Below are 22,227 nucleotides of genomic sequence, written 5' to 3'. Positions count from 1 at the left end.
CTCACCTGGGCGGGTACGGGGGCTGCGGCTGGTACGGGGTGGGTGGAAACCCGGGCGGAGCGGACGGCACGGTCGGCGCCGACGGGCGGCGTCGACCGAACCAGGCGTTCGCCGCCGGCAGTGCCAGCAACGTAGCTACCACAAGGTAACCGAGGCCCTGCCCCACGGATAGCCCGGCGTTGACGGGAATCCACCACGACGGGTACGCGTCAGCGAGCAGGCCCAGCAGCTCGGCGGTGGCCCGTTCGCCGTCGCCCAGCCGCAGCGGCGCGGCGCGTTCACCGACGAGCACCGCCACGCTGCAACAGCCGGCCAGCAGGCCGAGCCCGCAGACGACCCAGGTGGCCACCCGGACGCCGCGCCGACCGGCCAGCAGCCCGAGCGCCAGGCCGGCGAGCAGGACCGCGGAGAACGCCGCCACCACCGCCGTCAGCACCGCGGACAACCGCAGCAGCGTCGTCACCTCGTCGATCTGCTGCGGGCTCGCCGACGTGTCCCCGGCGGCCGAGCGGAACGCGTCGACCGTCCGCCCCAGCACCGCCAGGTCGACGAAGGTGTACGCGAGCGCGGCGACCGCCATCACCAACAGCACCGCCGTGGCCAGCAGGACCACGGCGGGCCGGCGGGCCGGTGCCGATTCGGGGTACGACACGACGAATCCCTCCGGTAGGCGTCGGGTTGCAACCTATCGGAGGGATCGTCGGCGTCGTGCTTATCGACCCGTCAACTCGACGGCGGGGTCGTGCCGGGTCGGTCGGCCGGCGGGGTGTCGTCCGGCCGGTCCGCACTGGACGGCGGGTTGCCCGGCTGCGCCGGCGTCGACGGGTAGCCCGGCTCGCCGGTCGACGGGTAACCCGGCTGAGCGGACTGCCCGGGAGTCTGCGGGTAGCCCGGGTAGGCGGCCCCCGGCGTCGGCGGCTCCCAGCCGGCGGCGGGCTTGCGGAAGAACTCGTTGGCCTTCGGCAGCGCCAGCAGGATCAGCGCCGCGAGAAGCGCGAGCAGGCTGACCACGCCCAGCAGCAGGCTGACCGGGGTGACCCAGGACGGCACAGCCTCCTCGATGCGGCGCTGCACCTCCTCACCGCTCGGGCCGCCAGCGGTGTCCCCGCCGCTGGTGAAGCTGCCGGCCGCACCACTGATGAGGCCGCCACCCGTGCAGCAGATCATGATGCCGCCGACGATCCAGGTGGTGATCCGGGATCCGTTGCGGCCCTGGTTGTTGAACAGGGCCAGCACGCCCAGCACGATCGCGAGCAGCAGCAGCAGGATGCCGCTGCCGATCCCGATGGCGAAGAAGACATCCGCCACCTGATCGGGGTTGTCGATGGAACTGCCCGCGTACGCGTCGCGGATCGCGTCCCGCGTCTTGCCGATGGTGGCGAGCGTGATGATCAGGCTGATCACCTGGCACGCGAGGAACAGGAAAAGCAGGTAACTGGAAATCGTCACGATGGATGGCCGCTGACGGGCCGGCGTGCTCTGGGTATCGACCACGATTCTCCTTCCCTAGATCGCGCCCACACCGTATCGACAACCGGCCACTCAGGCATGCCGTGGCAGGCCGGCGCGTCTCCACCCGACCGGGCTCAGTGCTCCTCGGTGGTGGGTCGGATCGCCAGGTCGGCGGGGTTGAGCAGGTCGCCGCTGGCCACCCGCCAACCCTCCTCGCCGTACGCCTCGAAGGAGAGCCGCGCGGCACCGCCCGACTGGTAGTCGTGGTAACGCATCGTCCCGGCCGACGGCAGCTCGGTCTCGCCGATGGCGGTGTAGCGCGCCTGCCCGGTCTCGGACCAGGTGTACCGCCGCCCGCCGAGGTCGATCGTCGGGGCGCCCGGGCTGACGGTCGCGCCGGGCTCGGCGGTCCAGAGCACCAGCTCCAACTCGGGGCCATCCTCCACGGAGAGCCGGCGTCGACCGCCGGACTCGTCGTCGAGCAGGTGCTGCACCCAGCTCCAGTCCCCCTCGACGAGGCGGATGGTGCCGCTGACGACGTACTCCCGTTGGCGGATCCGCACGCGGTCGCCCAGGGCCAGACGGTGCGGGCCGCCGGTCGGCGCCTCAGCCGGCCGGCCGCCGGGCCGGGCCGTCGCCGCCCGTCGGGCCCGCAAGACGGCCACCACCGTCGCGAGCACGCCGCCCGCCACCAGGGACGTCACCAGCGCGTCCACCCGACCACCTCCCCAGGTACGTCGGCGCAGACGGTAACAATCCTCGGCACCTGCGAGGGCGGTGCTGTGGCCGACAGCTCAGCTAGCGGGGGCCGTCGGGTGCGTCGTCCGGTGCCGCCGCCGGCGGTCCGGCCGTCGTGCCCGGGGTCAGGTGCGCGGCCGGGTCGGGGCAGATGAGGTAGCCGGGCGGGACCGGCTGGCCCGGCGGTAGGAGGCCCGGCACACCCGGGCCCGGCGGCATCAGCGGGACGCCCGGATAGCCGTAGCCGGTCGGGCCGTAGCTGGGAACGGGAACCGCCCAGGCCGTGGTGACGGGGGCGGGGTGCGCCTCGGCGAGCGCGGTCGCCGGCACGAACCAGCGGTTCGCGGGCGGCAGCGCCAGCAGCAGCACCACGGCCGTGGAGAGCGTCAGGACGGTGAGTACGCCCAGCCCTGCCGCCGGGAAGAACAGATCGTCCCAGGGGTCGGTGCCGGCGTAGAGCGTGTCGAAGAACGTGGAGCTCTCCCACTCCTCGTCCCACTCCGCCGGCGGCTCCGTCTCCATCTCGGCGGTGGTCAGCAGGGGCACGAGGAACCCGCCGGAGCAGCACTGCGCGAAACAGACAAGCAGTTGCGCGCCACTGGCGACGAAGACCAGGATCCGCGCGACGTTGGCGCCTCGTCGAACCGGGGCGGCGGTAACCGCCAGCCACACCGCGAGCAGCACCGCCGGTACGCCGAAGATCAGCGCCATGGCGACATTGCCCTGCCGTTCCCCGGCCACCTCGGCCGGGTCGGCGTCCGGCACCAGCCGCACCGCGCGGTCGATCTGGCTGTCGAAGTGCACCGCCTCGACGGCCACCAGCGCGGCCAGGCCGAGCAGGACCAGCACCACGGTGAGTTGCAGCCAGAAGGCGATGGTCACGGTGGCGGGCCGGGGCGGGCGGATCGCGGTCACGGGCGGACTCATGGCTCGCAACGTACGGCGGGTCACCGGTCGACGGCAGAACCGATCGGACAGCGCCGACCGGCGAATGGATCATGCTGCGGCGAGACGCTGGGTGGCGTAGTTCCCGAGGGTGTCGCGGCCCATCACGCATCCGACGAACGTGGTGAACTCGGTCGGGTCGTCCCGCAGCGACGTCCACGCCGCCCGGGCGGCGGCCGGATCGAGCCGTTCCAGCAGCGTGGCCGCGTACGCCCGGCCGGCGGGTGTGCCGTCGGCCAGCACCCGGTCGAGTTGTCGGCGTACCTCCTCGGGGTGGTCGGCGAGGGCGGCCTCGACCCGGTGGTACGCCTCGGTGACCGGCAGCAGCGTGTTGGCGATGCCGACACCACCGAAGGCGAGCGTGTCAGCCGACACCAACTGGTCGGCGGCCGCACCGAGGTCCCGTTCCCACGCTTTCCGCATCCCGAACATGCCCTCACCCTTTCCCCGATCGTCCACCTCCCACCCCTGTTGATCAAGAGGTTTGCGTCATCTGCAGACGTCCCGATGACGCAAACCTCTTGATCGTCGCCGCGGCCGGCGGGTGTGTGCGCTGTCAGGCCGGGGTCACCGTCAGGGTGTTGGTGGCGGGGTCCAGGTCCGTCTTCACCGTGTCGCCGTCGCGGACCGACCCGCTCAGCAGGGCCTTGGCCAGCTGGTCTCCGATGGCCGTCTGGACCAGGCGACGCAGCGGGCGGGCACCGTAGATCGGGTCGTAGCCGTGCTCGGCCAACCACTGACGCGCGGACTCGGTGATGTCCAGCGCCAGTCGGCGATCCGCCAGACGCCTGCGCATCCGGTCCAGCTGGATGTCGACGATGGAACGCAGGTCGTCCCCCCGCAGCGAGGCGAAGACCACGATGTCGTCCAGCCGGTTGAGGAACTCGGGCTTGAAGTGCGACCGGACCACGGCGAGGACGCCCTCCCGGCGCTGCTCCTCGGCCAGCGTCAGGTCGCTGATCACCGACGACCCGAGGTTGGAGGTGAGGATCAGGATCGCGTTGCGGAAGTCCACGGTGCGGCCCTGGCCGTCGGTGAGCCGACCGTCGTCGAGCACTTGGAGCAGCACGTCGAACACATCCGGGTGGGCCTTCTCCACCTCGTCCAGCAGGATCACCGAGTACGGGCGGCGGCGCACCGCCTCGGTGAGCTGACCACCCTCCTCGTAGCCGACGTAGCCGGGCGGGGCGCCGACCAGGCGGGCGACGGAGTGCTTCTCGCCGTACTCGCTCATGTCGATGCGGACCATGGCCCGCTCGTCGTCGAAGAGGAACTCGGCGAGCGCCTTCGCCAGCTCGGTCTTGCCCACACCGGTCGGGCCGAGGAAGAGGAAGCTGCCCGTCGGCCGGTCCGGGTCGGCGACACCCGCCCGCGCCCGGCGTACGGCGTCGGAGACCGCGCTCACGGCCTCGGCCTGACCGACCACCCGGCTGGCCAGCGACTCCTCCATGCGCAGCAGCTTGGCCGTCTCGCCCTCCAGCAGCCGTCCCGCCGGGATGCCCGTCCAGGAGGCGACGACGGCCGCGATGTCGTCCGCGCCGACCTCCTCCTTGAGCATCGCGCCGTCGGCCTGGAGTCGGGCCAGCTCCTCGGCGGCCTGCGTCAGCTCCACCTTGAGGGCGGGGATGCGGCCGTAGCGCAGCTCGGCGGCGCGCTCCAGCTCACCGTCGCGCTCGGCCCGCTCGGCCTCGCCGCCCAGGCGCTCCAGCTCCTCCTTGGCCGTGGAGAGCTTGGTGATGTGGCTCTTCTCGGTCTGCCAGCGCTCGGAGAGCACGGTGAGCTGTTCGCGCTTGTCGGCCAGCTCCTTGCGCAGCCGCTCCAGGCGTTCGGCGGAGGCGGCGTCCGGCTCCTTGGCCAGCGCCATCTCCTCGATCTCCAGCCGGCGGACCGCCCGCTCGATCTCGTCGACCTCGACCGGGCGGGAGTCGATCTCCATCCGCAGCCGGGACGCGGACTCGTCGACCAGGTCGATCGCCTTGTCCGGCAGGAACCGGTCGGTGATGTAGCGGTCGGAGAGGGCGGCGGCGGCGACCAGCGCGGCGTCGGTGATCCGTACGCCGTGGTGCACCTCGTAGCGCTCCTTGAGCCCGCGCAGGATGCCGATGGTGTCCTCGATGGTCGGCTCGCCGACCAGCACCGGCTGGAAGCGCCGCTCCAGCGCCGGGTCCTTCTCGATGTGCTCGCGGTACTCGTCCAGCGTGGTGGCGCCGACCATCCGCAGCTCACCACGGGCGAGCATCGGCTTGAGCATGTTGCCGGCGTCCATCGAGCCCTCGCCCTTGCCGGCGCCGACGACCGTGTGCAGCTCGTCGAGGAACGTGATGACCTGCCCGTTGGAGTTCTTGATCTCCTCCAGGACGGACTTCAGCCGCTCCTCGAACTGGCCCCGGTACTGCGCGCCGGCGACCATCGCGCCGAGGTCCAGTGAGACCAGCTTCTTGTCGCGCAGCGACTCGGGGACGTCGCCGGCCACGATCCGCTGGGCGAGGCCCTCGACGATCGCGGTCTTTCCGACGCCGGGCTCGCCGATCAGCACCGGGTTGTTCTTGGTACGGCGGGAGAGGACCTGGATGACCCGGCGGATCTCCGAATCACGGCCGATCACCGGGTCGATCTTGCCGTCGCGGGCGCTGGCGGTGAGGTCGACGCCGTACTTGGTGAGGGCCTGGTAGGTCTGCTCCGGGTCGGCGGTGGTGACCCGCCGGTCCCCGCCCCGGACGGTCGGGAAGGCGGCGACAAGGGCCTCCTCGGTGGCGCCGGCGGTCTTCAGCGCGCCGGACACCGCGCCACCCACCCGGGCCAGGCCGGCGAGCAGGTGTTCGGTGGAGGTGTACTCGTCGCCCAGCGGCCGGGCGATCTGCTCGGCGGCGCCGATGGCGTTGACGAACTCCCGGGCCAGCGTGGGCTCGGCGATGCTGGAGCCCCGCGCGGCCGGCAGGGCGTCGACCGCCCGCTGGGCAGCCCGGCGCAGTTCGGCGGGGTCGGCCCCGACGGCGCGCAGCAGGCCGGCGGCGGTCGAGCCGTCGGTGTCCAGCAGGGACAGCAGCAGGTGCCAGGGCTCCACGGTGGCGTGGCCACGCTGGTTGGCCAGCGCGACGGCACCGGTGATGGTTTCGCGGCTCTTGGTGGTGAGTCTTTCGGTGTTCATGGGCTCCCCCGGATCGGCGTTGTCCACTGGGTTGGACACAACCAGAGTTGAGCGTATTCCACTCAACCTTACCGCTGTGACGGTCATCACTCCCGGAGCCGCCACCGCCAGTCGAACTCGCCGGCCGCCGGGGGCGGGCCGGGCAGCGGGTCGGAGTCCGGCGCCGTCGACAGGCCGCCGAGCAGCACCGCGAGCTGCCGGCGGCGCAGCTGGCGGGTCCGCTCCGCATCGGGTACGCGCACCGCCGCGCACGCCTCCAGCACCAGCCCCAGGTCCTGCACGACCACGTCGGGGCGCAGTCGCCCACTGGCGTGCGCCCGGTCGACGAGCGCGGTGGCCAGCTCGCTGGCGCGCAGCGCATCCCGGCCCATCTCCTCGGTCGGGGTGAACGTGCCGGCCAGGTGGACGGTGAGCGAGTGCACGTCGGCGTCGACGATCCGGGTGAGGAATCCGGTGAACGCGGCCCAGTCGTCCGGCTCGGCGAGCGCCGCCTCGGCCACGGCGATGTAGCGGCGCAGCCCGTCGTGGCAGAGCTGGCGCAGCAGGTCCTCCTTGCCCGCGTACCGCCGGTAGAGCGCGCTGATGCCGACGCCGGCGCGTTCGGCGACGGCGGCGATCGGCGCCTTCGGGTCGTCGAGGAAGACGGCGCGGGCGGCTTCGAGGATCACCTCGTCGTTGCGGGCGGCCTGGGCGCGGCGGCCGGCCAGGGCGTTTCCGGAAGTCGTCGGCATGGCCCCACAGTAGCAGTGGAACGGATCGTTCCGGTCTGCTAATGTTCTGGCAGAACGAAACATTCCGTTCCGAAGGAGTCCCCGCATGACCGGCCCCGCGATCCGCCCGTTCCGCGTCGAGATCCCGCAGACCGCCCTCGACGACCTGGTCACCCGACTGGACCGCACGATCTGGCCCGCCGACCTGCCGGGGGTCGGTGACGCTTACGGGATGCGCAACGACCGCGTGCTCGCCCTCGCCGACCGGTGGCGGGACGGGTTCGACTGGCGGGCCGTCGAGGCCCGGCTGAACGCCCACCCGCAGTTCGTCACCGAGATCGACGGCGAGCAGATCCACTTCCTGCACGTCCGGTCGTCCCGGGCCGACGCCACCGCCCTGGTGCTCACCCACGGCTGGCCGGGCTCGGTGCTGGAATACCTGGACGTGATCGGCCCGCTCACCGAGCCGAGCGACCCGGCGGCGCCTGCCTTCCACCTGGTCATCCCGTCGCTGCCCGGCTTCGGGTTCTCCGGCCCCACCCGCAGCGCCGGCTGGAACCGCTTCCGCACGGCCCGCGCCTGGGCCGAGCTGATGAACCGACTGGGGTACGACAGCTACGGCGCGGTCGGCAACGACGCCGGCTCGATGGTCGCGCCGGAGCTGGGCCGGATCGACGCGGAGCACGTCCTCGGCGTGCACGTCACCCAGCTCTTCTCGTTCCCCTCCGGCGATCCGGCCGAGTTCGCCGGGCTGTCCGAGGCGGACCAGGCGGCGCTCGGGCACCTCCAGTGGTTCTACGAGAACAAGTTCTCCTTCAATCAGGTGCACAGCCAGCAGCCGCAGACCCTGGCGTTCGCGCTGGCCGACTCGCCAGTGGGGCTGCTCGCCTGGAACGCCCAACTCTTCGACGAGAGCCTGGACGCCGACTTCATCCTGGCCAACGTGGCGGTCTACTGGTTCACCGGCACGGCCGCCTCGGCGATCCGGTTCTACTGGGAGGACGCGCACGCCGGTCAGCAGCTGTCCGAGCCGACCACGGCGCCGACCGCGTTGGCCATGTTCCCCGGCGACTTCCAGTCGATCCGCCGCTTCGCCGAGCGGGACCACGCGAACATCGTCCGCTGGACGGCGTACGAGACGGATGTCGAGGGACGCGGCGACGTCGGCGGCCACTATGCCGCTCACCAGGCCACCGATGTGCTGGTCGGCGACATCCGCGGGTTCTTCGCCGGCCTCCGCTGACGATCGCCGGTTGATCGACTCAAGATCGCCGATGTGGGGGTGTCCCGCTCGCTGGATGCCACCACATCGGCGATCTGGTGTCGATCAAGCCCGGCGGGGTAGGCGGGCGGTGCAGGGCGTCTCGTGGTCGGCGCGGAGCACGCAACGACGACCACCGTCCAGCCGCCGGTCACAGAAGACCCAGTGCCGGACCCCTTGATCGTCCTCGGTGGAGACGGTGATCCCGCCGAGATCGATCCGGGCGAGGAAGGCCAGCGACCGTCCGGCGGTCCGACCCAACATCTTGGCGCGCGCCAGGTCGGGCGCCGAGATCGGCAGATGAATGACGAACCGCCCGGTCATCAGCGTCGCACCAGGTCAGACATGAGCGTGGTCCTCCTCGCAGTGCGCAGCGCGGTGGAAATGAGCAGGGCCGGGACGAACCACGGGGAAGCTCGCCCCGGCCCTCTGAGCGCTCCAGTGCCATCCGGAAGCGTTCGATCCGAACCTACAATCGGTAGCGGTTGTAGGTCAATGACCGGGCTCCAATTGCTTGAGGTTGTAGGTGGTCGCGTGATCGAATGGGCGTGCCATCCGGGGAGTGTGTATGCCCAAGCAGCAATACCAGGTGCTCGCAGACGAGCTACGAACGAAGATCGAATCAGGCGCGTGGCCGCCCGGCACGAAGCTGCCGAGCCGGTCGCAGCTCTGCAAGGAGTACGGCGTGTCGGACACCGTGGTCGGCAAGGCCATGATGATCCTCCGGGCGACCGGCTTGACCGAGACGCTGGAAGGCGTCGGCGTGTTCGTGGCGGAGAAGCCGTAGACCTCCCGAGTCGTGGCGGCGCCCTCTAGATCGACACGAGATCGCTGATCTGGGGGTGTCCCGCCGGGATACCGCGATATCGGCGATCTCGTGTTGATAATGGCCGGGCAGGGGGCGCGGCTTCCAAGATCTGCCGTCTGTTCACCTAGCGGTAGCCTGGGTGGGTGCGAGTACGTGTCGAGCAGACCGCCTTACCCGGGATCGGGGTACGCCACGATCTGGTGACGGAGTCCGGACGCCGCCTGGGCGTCGTCTCCCACCGCAATGGCCGCCGTGATCTCGTCCTCTACGACCCGGACGATCCCGACGCCTGCCAGGCGGACATTCCGCTGACCGACGACGAGGCCGAGGCGCTGGCCGACATCCTCGGCGCGTCGCTGATGCTCGGCCAGCTCTCCGGGCTCCGCGAGCAGGCCGCCGGTCTGCTCACCGAGCAGATCGCCATCCCGGCCGGGTCGCGATACGTCAATCGGAGGCTCGGCGAGACCAAGGCGCGTACCCGCACCAGCGCCTCCATCGTGGCGGTGCTGCGTGACGGCGAGGTCATCGTCTCGCCGCTTCCCTCGTTCCGCTTCGCGGCCGGCGACGTGGTGGTCGTTGTCGGGACCCGCAGGGGTCTCGACGGCGTGTCCGCCATCCTCGCCGACAGTGACCCGGACGGCTGAGGCGGATGCACGACTCCACCACACTGCTCGTCGAAGTCGGCGCGCTGCTCCTCCTGCTCGGTGTCCTCGGTCGGCTCAGCCGTCGCGTCGGCCTCTCACCCATCCCCCTCTACCTGCTGGCCGGGCTCGCCTTCGGGCACGGTGGTCTGCTCCCGCTGGCCGCCAGCGAGGAGTTCTTCGCGGTCGGCGCCGAGATCGGCGTCATCCTGCTGCTGGTGATGCTCGGCCTGGAGTACTCGGCCAACGAACTCGTCGGCAACCTCCGGTCAGCGGCCCCGGCCGGACTGATCGACGGCGTCCTCAACGCGCTACCGGGCGCGGGGTTCGCCCTGCTGCTCGGCTGGGACTGGGTCGCCGCCCTGGTACTCGGCGGCATCACCTGGGTCTCCTCCTCCGGTGTGATCGCCAAGGTCCTCGCCGACCTGGGCCGACTCGGTAACCGGGAAACCCCCGTCATCCTCTCGGTTCTCGTGATCGAGGACCTGGCGATGGCGCTCTACCTGCCGCTGGTCACCGCGGTACTGGCCGGGACCGGCCTGCTCGGCGGCGGCATCGCACTCACCGTCGCGGTGGGCACGGTGCTGATCGTGCTGGTGGTCGCCATCCGGTACGGCCACCTCATCTCGTCCGCCCTGTCGGCGAAGGACCCGGAGGCGCTGCTGCTCGGCGTACTCGGTCTGACCCTGCTGATCGCCGGCATCGCGGCGAAGCTCCAGGTGTCGGCGGCGGTCGGCGCGTTCCTGGTCGGCATCGCGCTCTCCGGCCCGGTGGCGCACCACGCGACCGAACTGCTCTCCCCCCTGCGGGACCTGTTCGCCGCGGTGTTCTTCGTCTTCTTCGGCCTGGTCACCGATCCACGGGACATCCCGCCGGTGCTGCTGCCGGCGCTCGCCCTGGCCATCGTCACCATGGCGACGAAGACGCTCACCGGTTACCTGGCGGCGCGACGGGTCGGCATCGCCGAACCCGGTCGATGGCGGGCCGGCCTGGCACTCGTACCCCGTGGTGAGTTCTCCATCGTCATCGCCGGGCTCGCGGTCGCCGCCGGCAGCGTCGAGCCTCGGCTGGCGGCGCTGGCCACGGCGTACGTCCTCATCACCGTGGTGACCGGGCCGATGCTGGCCCGACTGCCCGACTTCCCGTGGTTCAAACGGTGGCTGCGCACCCGCGCCGCCGCGGCGGCCCAACGCTCGGCGCCGGTTCCGATCCACGACTGACGCCCGCTCCAGCCAACGGTTGCTGAATTGCTCCCCACGGGGACTACCGCAGCACCCGGCGGCGGGTTACCGTTTCGCCCCAGCAGCCAGCGTTCGCGGGTGGGAACGTGCCCACGCGCGGGCGAGAGCGGAAGGTTGGCCGGTGAGCGTGCAGGAGTCGACGTTCCACGGCTTCGCCAACCCCGTCGATCCAACTCCGGCGGAGTTGCGAGCTTGGGCGTACCAGCCTGATTCGGTGCCGTTGGCTTCCATGCCGCCGGACTGGGACCTCCTGGTCTCCGGTGACCGGCTGGTGCTGACGCTCTTCGACCTGGCGATGGACCCGACCTGTCCGGCCCGGCGCTTCGCGCTGCACTGCCTGTACATCTACGCGGCCGACGGCATCCGGACGAAATTCCGCGCCCACCCGAAGCGCCGATTCCGCAAGCTGGTGGAGCAGGCCGAGCGAGAGGGCGACGAGCTGATGAAGATCTGGGCGCACAACGGCCGTGTGCTGCTGGCCCGCCCAGACCTGTTCGTCTACCGGGACTGGTGCGAGGGCGGCCTGGTCCGCGAGAACCGCCGCCTCGGCTGAGCTGCTTCGCGGTGGCCGCCGGCCGCGGGGTGGCGTTGGACAGCCCCGCCGCACCAAAGGCGAACGGGCCGGGACCCCCCGTGGGTCCCGGCCCGCACGTCGGTCACCGGTCAGTCCTGCTTCCGTTCGGTCTCGGCTCGGGCCTGGTCGACGCCGTGGTCGGTCTGGTCCGCGAACCGCCCCTCTTTGATCCGGTCCCGGAAGGTTCCCTCGGTGACCTTGTCGAACTTCTCGCGGACGGTGTCGGCCAGGTTCTCCAACCGTTCCTCGATCTGTTGGGCGACCTTGTTCGCCGGCTCCGCCACTGCTCCCCCTCGCCATGCCGACAGGTCCGAATTGAGCCGGTTGGACCTGTATCGACAGGTTAATGGAAGCGGCCCGGCCCGCGCCGGAGAATCGGGGCGCGGGCCGGGCAGGGAAAGCGAAAAACAGGTCAGCGGTCGGGCGTGCGGCGGGGCCGCCAGACCACCAGCGCGGTGGACGTGCGATTGGTGGGCACCAGATCCCGGCCCGGGAAACGGGCCAGCGACTCCAGCTCGGCCACCCGGCGGTACGCGGCGTCCAGCTCCGCCTCCAGGCGGGCCACCCGCTGCTGCGCCTGCTCCAGCAGACGCTCCAGCCCGATGATCCGCTTGACGCCGGCGAGGTTGATTCCGTCGTCCTGGCTGAGCCGCTGCACCTCGCGCAGCAGCACCACGTCGCGCACGCTGTACCGACGCCCGCCACCGGCAGCCCGGCCGGGCTGCACCAGCCCCAGCCGGTCGTACTGGCGCAGGGTCTGCGGATGCATCCCCGCCATCCGCGCCGCGACCGAGATCATCAGCACCTTGGCCTCGTAGGCAGGGTCACCCGAACCGAGGAACTCGCCCGACATGCCGCTCACCTCCGCGTCCATCCCACCGGACTAACTGACCCGACGCACCCGAGCGTCGAGATGTTCCCGCGCTGCCGGCGGACTCTGCTCGGCGAACGCCTCCAACGCCGTACGCGCCTCGTCGGACAGGCGAGCCGGCACCACCACGTCCAACGTCACCAGCAGATCACCGGCCTCCCCGTCGCGGCGCACCACACCCTTGCCCCGCGCCCGCAGCACCCGGCCGCTCGGCGTACCCGGCGGCACCCGCAGGGTCACGGCGCCGTCGAGCGTGGGCACCCGCAGGTCCGTGCCGAGCACGGCCTCCGCGAAGGTCACCGGCACGGTCAGGGTCAGGTCGTCACCGGTACGCCCGAACAGCTCGTCCGGCCGGACCTTGACGTGCACGAACAGGTCGCCGGCCGGACCACCGCGCTCGCCCGGCTCACCGCGCCCGGCCAGCCGGATGCGTTGGCCGTCGGCCACCCCGGCCGGGAAGCGCACGTTCATCGTGCGGGTCTTGGTGACCCCACCGCTGCCGTGGCACTCGGGGCACTTCTCCTCGACCACAGTGCCGACGCCCTGGCAGTTGCGGCACGGCTCGGAGAAGCTGAACGACCCCTGGTTGCGGGTGGTGACCCCGGCACCGTGGCAGACCGGGCAGGTACGCGGCTGGGTGCCGGGCTTGGCGCCGTTGCCGTGGCAGGTGTCGCAGACACCCGGGGCGCGCAACGTCAGGGGCAGGGTCACCCCGCGTACCGCGTCGCCGAAGTCGAGCGCCACCTCGGTCTCGACGTCCCGACCACGGGCCGGACCGCGCGGCGCGGCCTGCCCGGCGCCCTGCCCACCGGAGAAGATCGAGCTGAACAGGTCCTGGAAGCCGGCACCGCCGAAGCGACGGTCACCACCTCCGGCAGCGCCGCCGCCGAACAGGTCGGAGACGTCGAACGGCACACCGCCCGGCTGGCCGCCGCCCCGGGCGTTGCGCCGGAACGCGCCTGACCCGAACAGCGAACGCATCTCGTCGTACTCCCGGCGGCGGCCGGCGTCCGAGAGCACGTTGTACGCCTCGGACGCGGCCTTGAACCGCTCCTCGGCCTTGGCGTCGCCCGGGTTGTGGTCCGGGTGCGACTCCCGCGCCACCTTGCGGTAAGCCTTCTTGATGTCATCCGCGGAGGCGGCCTTGTCCACGCCGAGCACGGCGTAGAAGTCCTTCTCGAGCCAGTCCTTCGAACTCACCGGTCCACCCCCTTCCAACAGTCGTGACCCGGCCGTCCCGCCCGCCGCGCGGCGGGCGGGACGGCCCGGTCACCGTCTCGCACTATTCCGGATCCGCGACCGCGACCAGCGCGGGGCGCAGCAGCCGCTCACCGAGCTGGTAGCCGCGCCGCATGACCTGCACGCAGGTCGGTTCGCTGACCTCGGTCGAGGTCTGGTGCGCGACCGCCTCGTGCCGGGTCGGGTCGAACGGGTCGCCCTGCTCGCCGAAGGCGTTCAGACCGAACTTGCCCAGCGCGGTGGTGAGCTGTTCCGCCACCGTGCCGAACGGTCCGACCAGGTCGCCGTGTTCCCGAGCCCGGTCCAGGTCGTCCAGGATCGGCAGCAGCGCGGCCAGCACTGAACCGGTCGCCTGCTCCTGCACCAGGCTGCGGTCCCGGTCCACCCGCTTGCGGTAGTTGGCGTACTCCGCCGACACCCGTTGCAGGTCCCGGGTCCGCTCGTCCAGCTCGGCCCGGAGCGCCTCCAGCTCGGCACCGAGCGAGGTGCCGAGGGCACCGCCGTCCGCCGGCTTCGCCGGGGCGTCCACCACCGGCGGGCCGGACGGCTCCGGACCGTCGGTTGAGTTGACCTCGACCTCGATCTCGTCGACCACGATCTCGGCGTCCTCGACCAGGCCCTCGGCGGGATCGTCACTCCCCGCGTCGGCGGCCGCGCCCTCCGGCTCCGCCGCGTCGCTGATCTTGCGGTTGTTGCGGATGACGACCCGCTCCTCGGCACCGGTGTCCGGCTCCGTGGGCGCGGAGCCACCCGGCGTCGACCCGGTGTCGCCCGGGTCGGCGGCTCGTGGCTTCTGCGTCATGCGGCTACCTCATCCCTTCGCCGTGGATTCGTGTCGGAGGCCCACGGTCACTTCTTGCCGTCCTCGTCCACGATCTCCGCGTCGACCACGTCGTCGCCGCCACCGGCACCGCCGGCCTGCGGGCCGGCCTGCGGGCCGGTCGCACCCGGGCCGGCCTCGCCGCCCGGCTGCTGGCCCTGCTCGGCCTGCTGGGCGTAGAGCAGCGAACCGGCCTGCTGGGAGACCTGCGCCAGCCGCTCGTGCGCCGACTTGATCTTCTCGATGTCCTGACCACCGAGGGCGCCGCGCAGCTCGCCGAGCGCCTCGTTGAGCTGCTCCCGGTTCTCGGTGGGCAGCTTGTCGCCGCTCTCCGCGAGGAACTTCTCGGTCTGCCACTGGAGCGCCTCGGCCACGTTGCGGGTCTCGGCGTCGTCGCGGCGGCGCTTGTCCTCCTCCGCGTGCTCCTCGGCATCCCGGCGCATCCGCTCGATGTCGTCCTTCGGCAGCGAGGAGCCGCCGGTGATCGTCATCTTCTGTTCCTTGCCGGTGCCCAGGTCCTTGGCGTGCACGTTGACGATGCCGTTGGCGTCGATGTCGAACGCGACCTCGATCTGCGGCACGCCGCGCGGCGCCGGCGGGAGGCCGGTCAGCTCGAAGGTGCCGAGCTTCTTGTTGTAGGCCGCGATCTCCCGCTCACCCTGGAACACCTGGATGAGCACCGACGGCTGGTTGTCGTCCGCCGTGGTGAACACCTCGGAGCGCTTGGTCGGGATGGTGGTGTTGCGCTCGATCAGCTTGGTGAAGATGCCGCCCTTGGTCTCGATGCCCAGGCTCAGCGGGGTCACGTCGAGCAGCAGGACGTCCTTGACCTCACCCTTGAGCACACCGGCCTGGAGGGCGGCGCCGACGGCGACGACCTCGTCCGGGTTGACGCCCTTGTTGGGGTCGCGGCCGGTGAGCTGCTTGACCAGGTCGGTCACGGCCGGCATCCGGGTCGAGCCACCGACGAGGATGACGTGCTCGACGTCCGAGATCTTGATCCCGGCGTCCTTCACGGCCTGCTCGAACGGGCCCTTGCAACGGTCCAGCAGATCCTGCGTCATGCGCTGGAACTCGGCGCGGCTGAGCGTCACGTCGAGGTGCAGCGGGCCGGCGGAGCCGGCGGTGATGTACGGCAGGTTGATGTTGGTGGTGGTGGCGGCCGACAGCTCGATCTTGGCCTTCTCGGCGGCCTCACGGAGCCGCTGGAGGGCCATCTTGTCCTGACCGAGGTCGATGCCGTGCTCACCGCGGAACGTCTTGACCAGGTGGTCGATGATCCGCTGGTCCCAGTCGTCGCCGCCGAGGTGGTTGTCACCGCTTGTCGACTTGACCTCGATGACGCCCTCGGCCAGCTCCAGCAGCGACACGTCGAAGGTGCCGCCGCCGAGGTCGAAGACCAGGACGGTCTGCTCCTTGGAGCCCTTGTCCAGCCCGTACGCCAGGGCGGCCGCGGTCGGCTCGTTGACGATCCGCAGCACGTTGAAGCCGGCGATCTCACCGGCCTCCTTGGTGGCCTGCCGCTGGCTGTCGTTGAAGTAGGCCGGAACCGTGATCACCGCGTCGGTGATCTGCTCGCCCAGGTACGCCTCGGCGTCCCGCTTGAGCTTCATCAGGGTCCGGGCCGAGATCTCCTGCGGGGTGTACTTCTTGCCGTCGATGTCGACGGACCAGTTCGTGCCGACCTCGCGCTTGACCGAGCGGATCGTCCGGTCCGGGTTGGTCACCGCCTGACGCTTGGCGACCTCACCGACGAGCACCTCACCGTTGCGGGCGAACGCGACGATCGACGGGGTCGTCCGCGAGCCCTCAGCGTTGGCGATGACGGTGGGCTCACCGCCCTCGAGAACGCTGACGCAGGAGTTCGTCGTGCCGAGGTCGATACCGACCGCACGTGCCATCTTCGCTTCCTCACTTCGTAAGGTTGTGCAGGTGACGGGCACCGCCCGCGCTGCCTGGCGGGCGACCGCCCGCAGCGGATCCCACCACAAGTTGAGTGAACTTGACTCAATAGTGCCACGCCCCGGCGAATCGTCAAGTCGACTTGAGCCGACCCGACGCAACCCAGCCGTTATTACCGTCCGGTTGTCTTCCCTTGCATCGGTCGGGCACGCTTTAGCGGTGACGACGCACGGCGATTCCGCCACCCGTTCCGGCGCGCCCGCCGTCGCCGCCCGCACCGGCCCGCCGGACGCCGCGGAGGAGCCGCCCGCCACCACCGGGGACGACAGCCTCCCCGGCGCGCTGACGGGCCTCCGGGCCGCGATCGGTGCCACCCGGTATCCCCTCGCGCTGCCCTCCGCCGGGCCCGCCCGGCACACCGCCGCCGCCCTCACCGACCAGCTCGACGACTACCTGCTGCCCCGGCTCGCCCGGCTGGACGCACCCCTGCTCGTGGTGGTCGGCGGCTCCACCGGCGCGGGCAAGTCGACCCTGGTCAACAGCCTGGTCAAGGCCCGGGTCAGCGCCGCCGGTGTGCTCCGGCCCACCACCCGATCCCCGGTGCTGGTCTGCAACCCCGCCGACGCGGCCTGGTTCCGGCAGGGCGACCTGCTGCCCGGGCTGACCCGCACCACCGAGCCGAGCGAAGATCCACGCGCGCTGCACCTGGTCACCGCCCCCGCCCTGCCACCCGGGCTGGCCTTCCTCGACGCACCGGACATCGACTCGGTGGTCGACGCCAACCGAGCGCTCGCCAGCCAGTTGCTGGCCGCCGCCGACCTCTGGCTCTTCGTCACCACCGCCGCCCGGTACGCCGACGCGGTGCCCTGGGAGCTGCTGCGCAGCGCCCGGGCGCGGGGCGCGGTGATCGCCATGGTGCTGGACCGGGTCCCCGCCGAGGCCACCGACGAGATCGCCGCGCACCTGGCCGAGATGCTGGAGGCGCAGGACCTCGGCCGGGCGCCCCTGTTCGTACTGCCCGAGACCTGGGTCGACGGCCAGGGGCTGCTGCCCGAGGGGGTCACCGCGCCGCTGGCCGACTGGTTCGCCCGGCTGGCCGCCGACGCCGACGCCCGGGCCGCTGTCGTCCGGCAGACCCTGGACGGCGCGCTGGCCGCGTTGCACCCGGCCGTCGAGGAGCTGGCCGACGCCGCCGACGAGCAGGTCGCCGCCGCCGACGGGCTGGACGAGCGGGTCCGGGCCGCGTACCGGGGCGCCGAACGGACCGTCGAGCAGGGCCTTCAGGACGGCCGGCTGCTCCGCGGTGAGGTGCTCGCCCGCTGGCAGGAGTTCGTCGGCACCGGGGAGCTGTTCCGCACCCTGGAGGCGCGCATCGGACGCCTGCGGGACCGGGTGGTGGCCGCCGTCACCGGCCGGCCGGCGCCCTCCGCCGAGCTGCGCAACGCCATCGAGTCGCAGCTGGTCACGCTGCTGCGCGGGGTGGCCTCCGAGGCCGCCGAGTCCGCGTACACGTCGTGGAAGGCGCACCCGGCCGGCGCCGGTCTGGTCGATCCGGCGCTCGCCCACCCGAGCGGCGACCTGCCCGAGCGGGCCGAACGGATGGTCCGCGACTGGCAGCGAGGCGTGCTGGAGCTGGTCCGGGTCGAGGGCGGTGACAAGCGGTTCGTGGCCCGCACGGCCGCGTACGCGGTAAACGCCACCGGGCTGGCCGTGATGATCGCCGTGTTCGCGTCCACCGCGTTCATCCCGACCGGGCTGGAGGTGGCCACCGGTGCCGGCACCACCGTCGCCGCGCAGGCCGTACTCCAGGCGATCTTCGGTGACCAGGCGGTGCGTACCCTCGCCGCCAAGGCGCGCGGTGACCTGCTGCGACGGGTACGCACGCTGCTCGATGCGGAGGCCGACCGCTTCCTGAGCCGCACCGCCGAAGCCCGGCCCGACGCGGAGGTCGGCGACGGGTTGCGCCGCGCCGCCGGCCGGGTCGAGCTGGCCCGGCACCGCAGCGGCCTGGCCGCCGACGAGGAGGACCCCCGGTGAGCAACATCACCGGCCGGATCCGGGAGGCGTTCCGGGGTGACCAGCGCGTCGACCCCGACGTGCTGATCGCCCGCCTGGACGCCGTACGCCGGTTCCTGACCGCGGTGGACGGCCTGCTGCCGGACGCCGAGTTGGTGCCCGCGCACACCCTTGTCGAACGCGCCGGCACCCGGCTCGCGCTGTCCCGCGACCACACCGTGGTGGCCCTCGCCGGCGCGACGGGCAGCGGCAAGTCCAGCCTGTTCAACGCGCTGGCCCAACTGGAACTGTCGCCGGTCGGGGTACGCCGGCCGACCACCGGCGTCACCCACGCGTGCGTGTGGGGGCCGCTGGAGGGCGCGAACCGGTTGCTCGACTGGACCGGCGTGCTGCCCCGGCACCGTTTCGTACGGGAGAGCGCGCTCGACGCGGACGACGAGACCGCCCTGCACGGGCTGATCCTGCTCGACCTGCCCGACTTCGACTCGGTGCAGCGGTCCCACCGGCTGGAGGTGGACCGGCTGCTCGGCCTGGTCGACCAGGTGGTCTGGGTGGTCGACCCGCAGAAGTACGCCGACCGGGTCATCCATGACAGCTACCTGCGCGAGTTCCACAGGCACCGCGACGTCACACTGGTCGTGCTCAACCAGGCCGACCGGCTGCCCCCGTCCGAGCTGCCCCGGGTCCTGGACGACCTGCGCCGGCTGCTCGACTCCGACGGCCTGACCGGCGTACCGCTGCTGGCCACCACGGCCATCGACCCGGCCGGGATGGTCGGGCTGCGCAGCGCGCTGGAGCGGACGGTCGCCGAGCGGCAGGCCGCCCTGCGTCGGCTCGCCGGCGACGTCGACTCGGTGGTCGCCGGGTTGGACGAGCTGGTCGGCTCGGCACGACCGGCGGGCGGACCGGACGACGCGACAGTCGCCGGGTTGAACCGGGCACTGGCCGGCGCGGCCGGCGTACCGGCGGTGAGCGAGGCGGTGGAACGGGCGTACCGGCATCGGGCCGGCGCGGCCACCGGCTGGCCGCTGGTGCGGGGCTGGCGGCGGCTGCGGCCAGACCCGCTGCGCCGGCTGCACCTGCCGGGCCCGACCGGCGAGGCCACCGACCCGGCGGCGGAGAGCCTGGTCGCGGCGACCTCGGTGCCGGATCCGACGGCCGCGCAGCGTTCCGCGCTGGGCCTGGCGGTCCGCGCGGTGGCCGATCGGGCCGCCGCCGGCCTGCCCGCCGCCTGGCCCACAGCGGTCACCTCGGCCGCCCGGTCCCGCCACGACGACCTGCCGGACGCGTTGGACCGCGCGATCGCCGGCACCGACCTCGGCCTGGACCATCGACCGCTCTGGTGGCGGATCGTCGGCGGCGTGCAGTGGCTGGTCACCCTGGCCGCCGTGGTCGGCCTGGGTTGGCTGGTGCTCGGGTACGCGCTGCGGGTGCTCGGCCTACCCGCGCTGGACAACCCGATGGTCGGCGAGGTGCCGCTGCCCACCGTGCTGCTGCTCGGCGGCCTGCTGGCCGGGCTGCTGGTGGCGGCGCTCACCCGGCCGGTGGTGCGCTGGGCCGCCCAGCGGGCACGGGCCCGCGCCCGGCAGCGGCTGACGGTGCGGGTCGCCGAGGTGGGCGAGGAGTACGTGCTCGCCCCGGTGCGGATCGTGCTCGCCTCGTACGCGCAGGCACGGGACGCGCTGCGCGACGCCGCCCGCCGCTGACGCACCCACGGCTCGCTACCGCTCTGCGTACCGGCGCAGCGGCGTAGGGTCGGAGTATGGCCACGCCTCAGACCCCCTACGACGCGGTGCTGCACGCCGCACGCGACGTGACCAAGCTGGAGTCCGCGCTCGACGCCGAGATGCTCGGCAGCGCCCTGCTGGGCAGCGTCTACGCGATCGCGGAAACCGACCGGGACACAGCCGTACGGGAGTTCGTCACCGGGTTCCTCGCCGCCACCGCCCGTCGCCGGGTCGCGTCGGCGACCACCATCCGGCAGGTCTTCGCCGCGCTCGTCCCCACCGCCGACGGCACGGAGCGGGTGCGCCCGGGCAGCCAGGCGCCGACCTGGACGGGCCAGCTCGGCCGGGTGCACCTGACCGGCAGTTGGGCGTACGGCGACGTGTACGGCGACCAGACCTCCTACCTCGCCACCTTCGCCTACGACGATGCGTCCGGTGGCAGCGAGCACGCGCTGGTGGCCCTCGTGGACCACAACATCGGGATCACCAAGGACATCTTCGTCGGCGGGCCGGCGGAGCGGATCCTGGACCAGGTCCGGCAGATGTGCGCGGACGACGAGTTGACCTGGTTCCGTACCGAGGATCCGGCCCGCCTACGCGGCGAGGTGGCCCGGCACCTGGCGGTCACGGACGAGCTGAGCGAGCTGCCCGGCGAGGGCTCCCTCGCCACCGATCGGGCGCTGGTCGGCGCTCGGCTGGCGCTGCTGCCCACCGCCGCCGATCCGACCGGCCCGGCCGAGGTCGAGCCGCTGTCCGCCGCCGAACGCACCGACCTGGTGCGGCGGTTTCTGGCGGCGCCGGAGGCCGCCCGGTTCGGGCTGGACACCGTCGACGGTCCGGAGCTGGCCTCGCTGCACTTCTGCCTGAGCCTGCTGCTGGACCACTCGGCGAGCTTCCCGGACGCCGACCCGATGCGGTGGAGCCCGGCGGTGTCCGGGCTCTTCCTGCTCGACTGGGTGCACCGCCGCGCGGTGCTGGACATGGACGACGCGGCGATGCTGCCCCGGGTGCTGCGTGCCTGGGCCCGGTACGCGTCGCGCCAGCGGGGCCTGCCCGAGGCGGCCGCGACACGTACCGACGAGGCGATCGAGGAGATGGTGCCGGAGTTCGCGCGGCTCTACTCGACAGGCGAGCGGCGCAGCCCGGCCACGGCGGCGGTGGCGCAGTTGATGGCCGACGGGGTGGACCCGGACGATCCGGCCGCGTTGGACGCCTGGATCGAGGCGAACCGGCACCGCCTCGCCGACGACGGCGCCTGAGGGCTTCCCGGGCGGACGGCTGCCTCGCCGCCCGCCCGGGCCCGCGCCTCGGACGTCCGAGCCGGCCGCGGCCCGAGCCCGCTCAACGCAGCAGGCCGAACACCACGCCGGCGATCAGCGCGCCGATCGTCCCGCCGGCCAGCACCTGCGGCACGGTGTGGTCCCGCAGCCGCACCCGGGACCAGCCGACGACGGCCAGCAGCGGCGCGGCGAAGAGCAGCCCGCCGCCGAAGATCAGCGCCAGGATGACGAGCGTGCCGGCGGCGACCGCCGAGTGGATCGACATCTTCCACCAGTGGCTCACCGTGACGGTCACGACGAGGCCGATCAGTCCGGCGACCGCGAGCGCCAGCACCGGACGCGGAGCGTCGAGCACGGTGAGCAGCGCGAGCCCCGCCGTCACCGAACCGAGGCCGATCAGCAGGGGCATCCTGCGCTGCTCCCGACGGCCGAGGTGGTGGTCGGTAAACCGGCCGCGTCGTACGCCGCCGACGATGTAGGCGAACGGGATGCCGGTGACGAAGAGTGTGGCGAGCAGGCCCCAGGCCAGGCCGTGGCCGGTCCGCCGGGCGCTGTGCCAGCTCACCGTGAAGATCAGCAGTGACACCAGCACGGCCGGCGCGGTCAGCTCGGTGACGAGCCGGGCGACCCGCAGCCCCGGACCGGGCCGGGTGACCGGGCGGAGTTCCGCACCGCCGCCCACGCCACCCCCTCCGGTACGCGCCTACCCCGAACAGCGCCGACACGGGACGGGCCGCGCCTGATCGTCACCGTACCGCCGGGGACACCGTGGGGTAGGTCGGTCCGGCGAGCGGCGAGGGGGTGACCGTGGGCACCGGCGAGCGGCCGGGGGACCGCTCGCCGGTGCCCACGGT

22 protein-coding genes are annotated in these 22,227 nt (G+C 72.3%); 8 read left to right on the top strand and 14 right to left on the bottom strand.

All coding sequences use genetic code 11. The features are described 5' to 3' along the window. Position 1: 1 nt before the first annotated feature. From FHG89_RS07380 to FHG89_RS07350, 7 genes are all read right to left on the bottom strand, one after another. Positions 2-652 (bottom strand): hypothetical protein, encoded by a 651-nt coding sequence (locus tag FHG89_RS07380; protein ID WP_139583614.1) that lies wholly within the window; start codon positions 650-652, stop codon positions 2-4. 71 nt (positions 653-723) lie between these two features. Beyond that, complete coding sequence (locus tag FHG89_RS07375) at positions 724-1,449, bottom strand: hypothetical protein (protein ID WP_244295230.1); 726 nt, start codon at positions 1,447-1,449, stop codon at positions 724-726. 137 nt (positions 1,450-1,586) lie between these two features. Beyond that, positions 1,587-2,168 (bottom strand): DUF4178 domain-containing protein, encoded by a 582-nt coding sequence (locus FHG89_RS07370; protein ID WP_139583612.1) that lies wholly within the window; start codon positions 2,166-2,168, stop codon positions 1,587-1,589. A gap of 82 nt (positions 2,169-2,250) precedes the next feature. Next, on the bottom strand, positions 2,251-3,117 hold the full coding sequence (locus FHG89_RS07365; RefSeq protein ID WP_139583611.1) for a hypothetical protein: 867 nt from the start codon (positions 3,115-3,117) through the stop codon (positions 2,251-2,253). 69 nt (positions 3,118-3,186) lie between these two features. Beyond that, on the bottom strand, positions 3,187-3,594 hold the full coding sequence (locus FHG89_RS07360) for a hypothetical protein (protein ID WP_244295228.1): 408 nt from the start codon (positions 3,592-3,594) through the stop codon (positions 3,187-3,189). 97 nt (positions 3,595-3,691) lie between these two features. Next, a complete protein-coding gene (clpB, locus tag FHG89_RS07355) occupies positions 3,692-6,283 on the bottom strand; it encodes an ATP-dependent chaperone ClpB (RefSeq protein WP_139583610.1) in 2,592 nt (863 codons plus the stop codon). An 86-nt stretch (positions 6,284-6,369) separates the two neighbouring features. Beyond that, complete coding sequence (locus FHG89_RS07350; RefSeq protein ID WP_139583609.1) at positions 6,370-7,014, bottom strand: TetR/AcrR family transcriptional regulator; 645 nt, start codon at positions 7,012-7,014, stop codon at positions 6,370-6,372. 85 nt (positions 7,015-7,099) lie between these two features. Here FHG89_RS07350 and FHG89_RS07345 point away from each other — a divergent pair, with 85 nt between their 5' ends. Further along, positions 7,100-8,236, top strand: coding sequence for an epoxide hydrolase family protein (locus tag FHG89_RS07345; protein ID WP_139583608.1), 1,137 nt, complete (start codon positions 7,100-7,102; stop codon positions 8,234-8,236). Positions 8,237-8,320: 84 nt separating this feature from the next. On the opposite strand, the gene FHG89_RS07340 is transcribed toward FHG89_RS07345, so the two are convergent. Next, positions 8,321-8,578 carry a hypothetical protein gene (locus FHG89_RS07340; RefSeq protein ID WP_139583607.1) on the bottom strand — a complete coding sequence of 86 codons (258 nt, stop codon included), beginning with the start codon at positions 8,576-8,578 and terminating at the stop codon, positions 8,321-8,323. 244 nt (positions 8,579-8,822) lie between these two features. Here FHG89_RS07340 and FHG89_RS07335 point away from each other — a divergent pair, with 244 nt between their 5' ends. The 4 genes from FHG89_RS07335 (at position 8,823) to FHG89_RS07320 (ending at position 11,497) form a co-directional block, all read left to right on the top strand. After that, complete coding sequence (locus tag FHG89_RS07335; RefSeq protein WP_139583606.1) at positions 8,823-9,041, top strand: winged helix-turn-helix domain-containing protein; 219 nt, start codon at positions 8,823-8,825, stop codon at positions 9,039-9,041. Positions 9,042-9,205: 164 nt separating this feature from the next. After that, a complete protein-coding gene (locus tag FHG89_RS07330; RefSeq protein WP_139583605.1) occupies positions 9,206-9,706 on the top strand; it encodes a cation:proton antiporter regulatory subunit in 501 nt (166 codons plus the stop codon). Positions 9,707-9,711: 5 nt separating this feature from the next. Next, entirely contained in the window at positions 9,712-10,923 is a 1,212-nt protein-coding gene (locus FHG89_RS07325) for a cation:proton antiporter (protein ID WP_139583604.1), read from the top strand. 142 nt (positions 10,924-11,065) lie between these two features. Then, a complete protein-coding gene (locus tag FHG89_RS07320; protein ID WP_139583603.1) occupies positions 11,066-11,497 on the top strand; it encodes a hypothetical protein in 432 nt (143 codons plus the stop codon). A 110-nt stretch (positions 11,498-11,607) separates the two neighbouring features. Here the strand turns inward: FHG89_RS07320 and FHG89_RS07315 are convergent, their stop codons facing one another. The 5 genes from FHG89_RS07315 to dnaK form a co-directional block, all read right to left on the bottom strand. Beyond that, positions 11,608-11,802, bottom strand: coding sequence for a hypothetical protein (locus FHG89_RS07315; protein ID WP_139583602.1), 195 nt, complete (start codon positions 11,800-11,802; stop codon positions 11,608-11,610). A 128-nt stretch (positions 11,803-11,930) separates the two neighbouring features. Continuing rightward, positions 11,931-12,371, bottom strand: a complete 441-nt coding sequence (locus tag FHG89_RS07310; protein WP_030332087.1) for a heat shock protein transcriptional repressor HspR — start codon at positions 12,369-12,371, stop codon at positions 11,931-11,933. Positions 12,372-12,401: 30 nt separating this feature from the next. Then, a complete protein-coding gene (dnaJ, locus tag FHG89_RS07305) occupies positions 12,402-13,589 on the bottom strand; it encodes a molecular chaperone DnaJ (RefSeq protein WP_139583601.1) in 1,188 nt (395 codons plus the stop codon). Between the two features lie 82 nt (positions 13,590-13,671). Beyond that, entirely contained in the window at positions 13,672-14,430 is a 759-nt protein-coding gene (gene grpE / locus FHG89_RS07300) for a nucleotide exchange factor GrpE (protein WP_139583600.1), read from the bottom strand. Positions 14,431-14,477: 47 nt separating this feature from the next. Further along, positions 14,478-16,349: a molecular chaperone DnaK gene (gene dnaK, locus FHG89_RS07295; protein WP_139583599.1), complete on the bottom strand. Its 1,872-nt coding sequence runs from the start codon at positions 16,347-16,349 to the stop codon at positions 14,478-14,480. Positions 16,350-16,569: 220 nt separating this feature from the next. Between dnaK and FHG89_RS07290 the strand changes: the two genes are divergently transcribed. From FHG89_RS07290 to FHG89_RS07280, 3 genes are read left to right on the top strand one after another with little or no spacing between them, the layout of a single operon-like run. After that, positions 16,570-18,387 carry a GTPase family protein gene (locus FHG89_RS07290; protein ID WP_139583598.1) on the top strand — a complete coding sequence of 606 codons (1,818 nt, stop codon included), beginning with the start codon at positions 16,570-16,572 and terminating at the stop codon, positions 18,385-18,387. Next, entirely contained in the window at positions 18,384-20,072 is a 1,689-nt protein-coding gene (locus FHG89_RS07285) for a GTPase (RefSeq protein WP_139583597.1), read from the top strand. Before FHG89_RS07290 ends, FHG89_RS07285 begins: the two co-directional genes overlap by 4 nt. Positions 20,073-20,128: 56 nt before the next feature. Beyond that, complete coding sequence (locus FHG89_RS07280) at positions 20,129-21,352, top strand: hypothetical protein (protein ID WP_139583596.1); 1,224 nt, start codon at positions 20,129-20,131, stop codon at positions 21,350-21,352. Between the two features lie 82 nt (positions 21,353-21,434). Here FHG89_RS07280 and FHG89_RS07275 read toward each other — a convergent pair whose 3' ends face one another. Next, positions 21,435-22,055, bottom strand: coding sequence for a phosphatase PAP2 family protein (locus FHG89_RS07275; RefSeq protein WP_139583595.1), 621 nt, complete (start codon positions 22,053-22,055; stop codon positions 21,435-21,437). Positions 22,056-22,227 lie beyond the last annotated feature (172 nt).

It is taken from the genome of Micromonospora orduensis (genome assembly GCF_006228125.1).
GTDB lineage: Bacteria > Actinomycetota > Actinomycetes > Mycobacteriales > Micromonosporaceae > Micromonospora > Micromonospora orduensis.
Note: the sequence above shows the minus strand (reverse complement) of the source record. Positions and strands in the feature narration are given on the sequence as shown.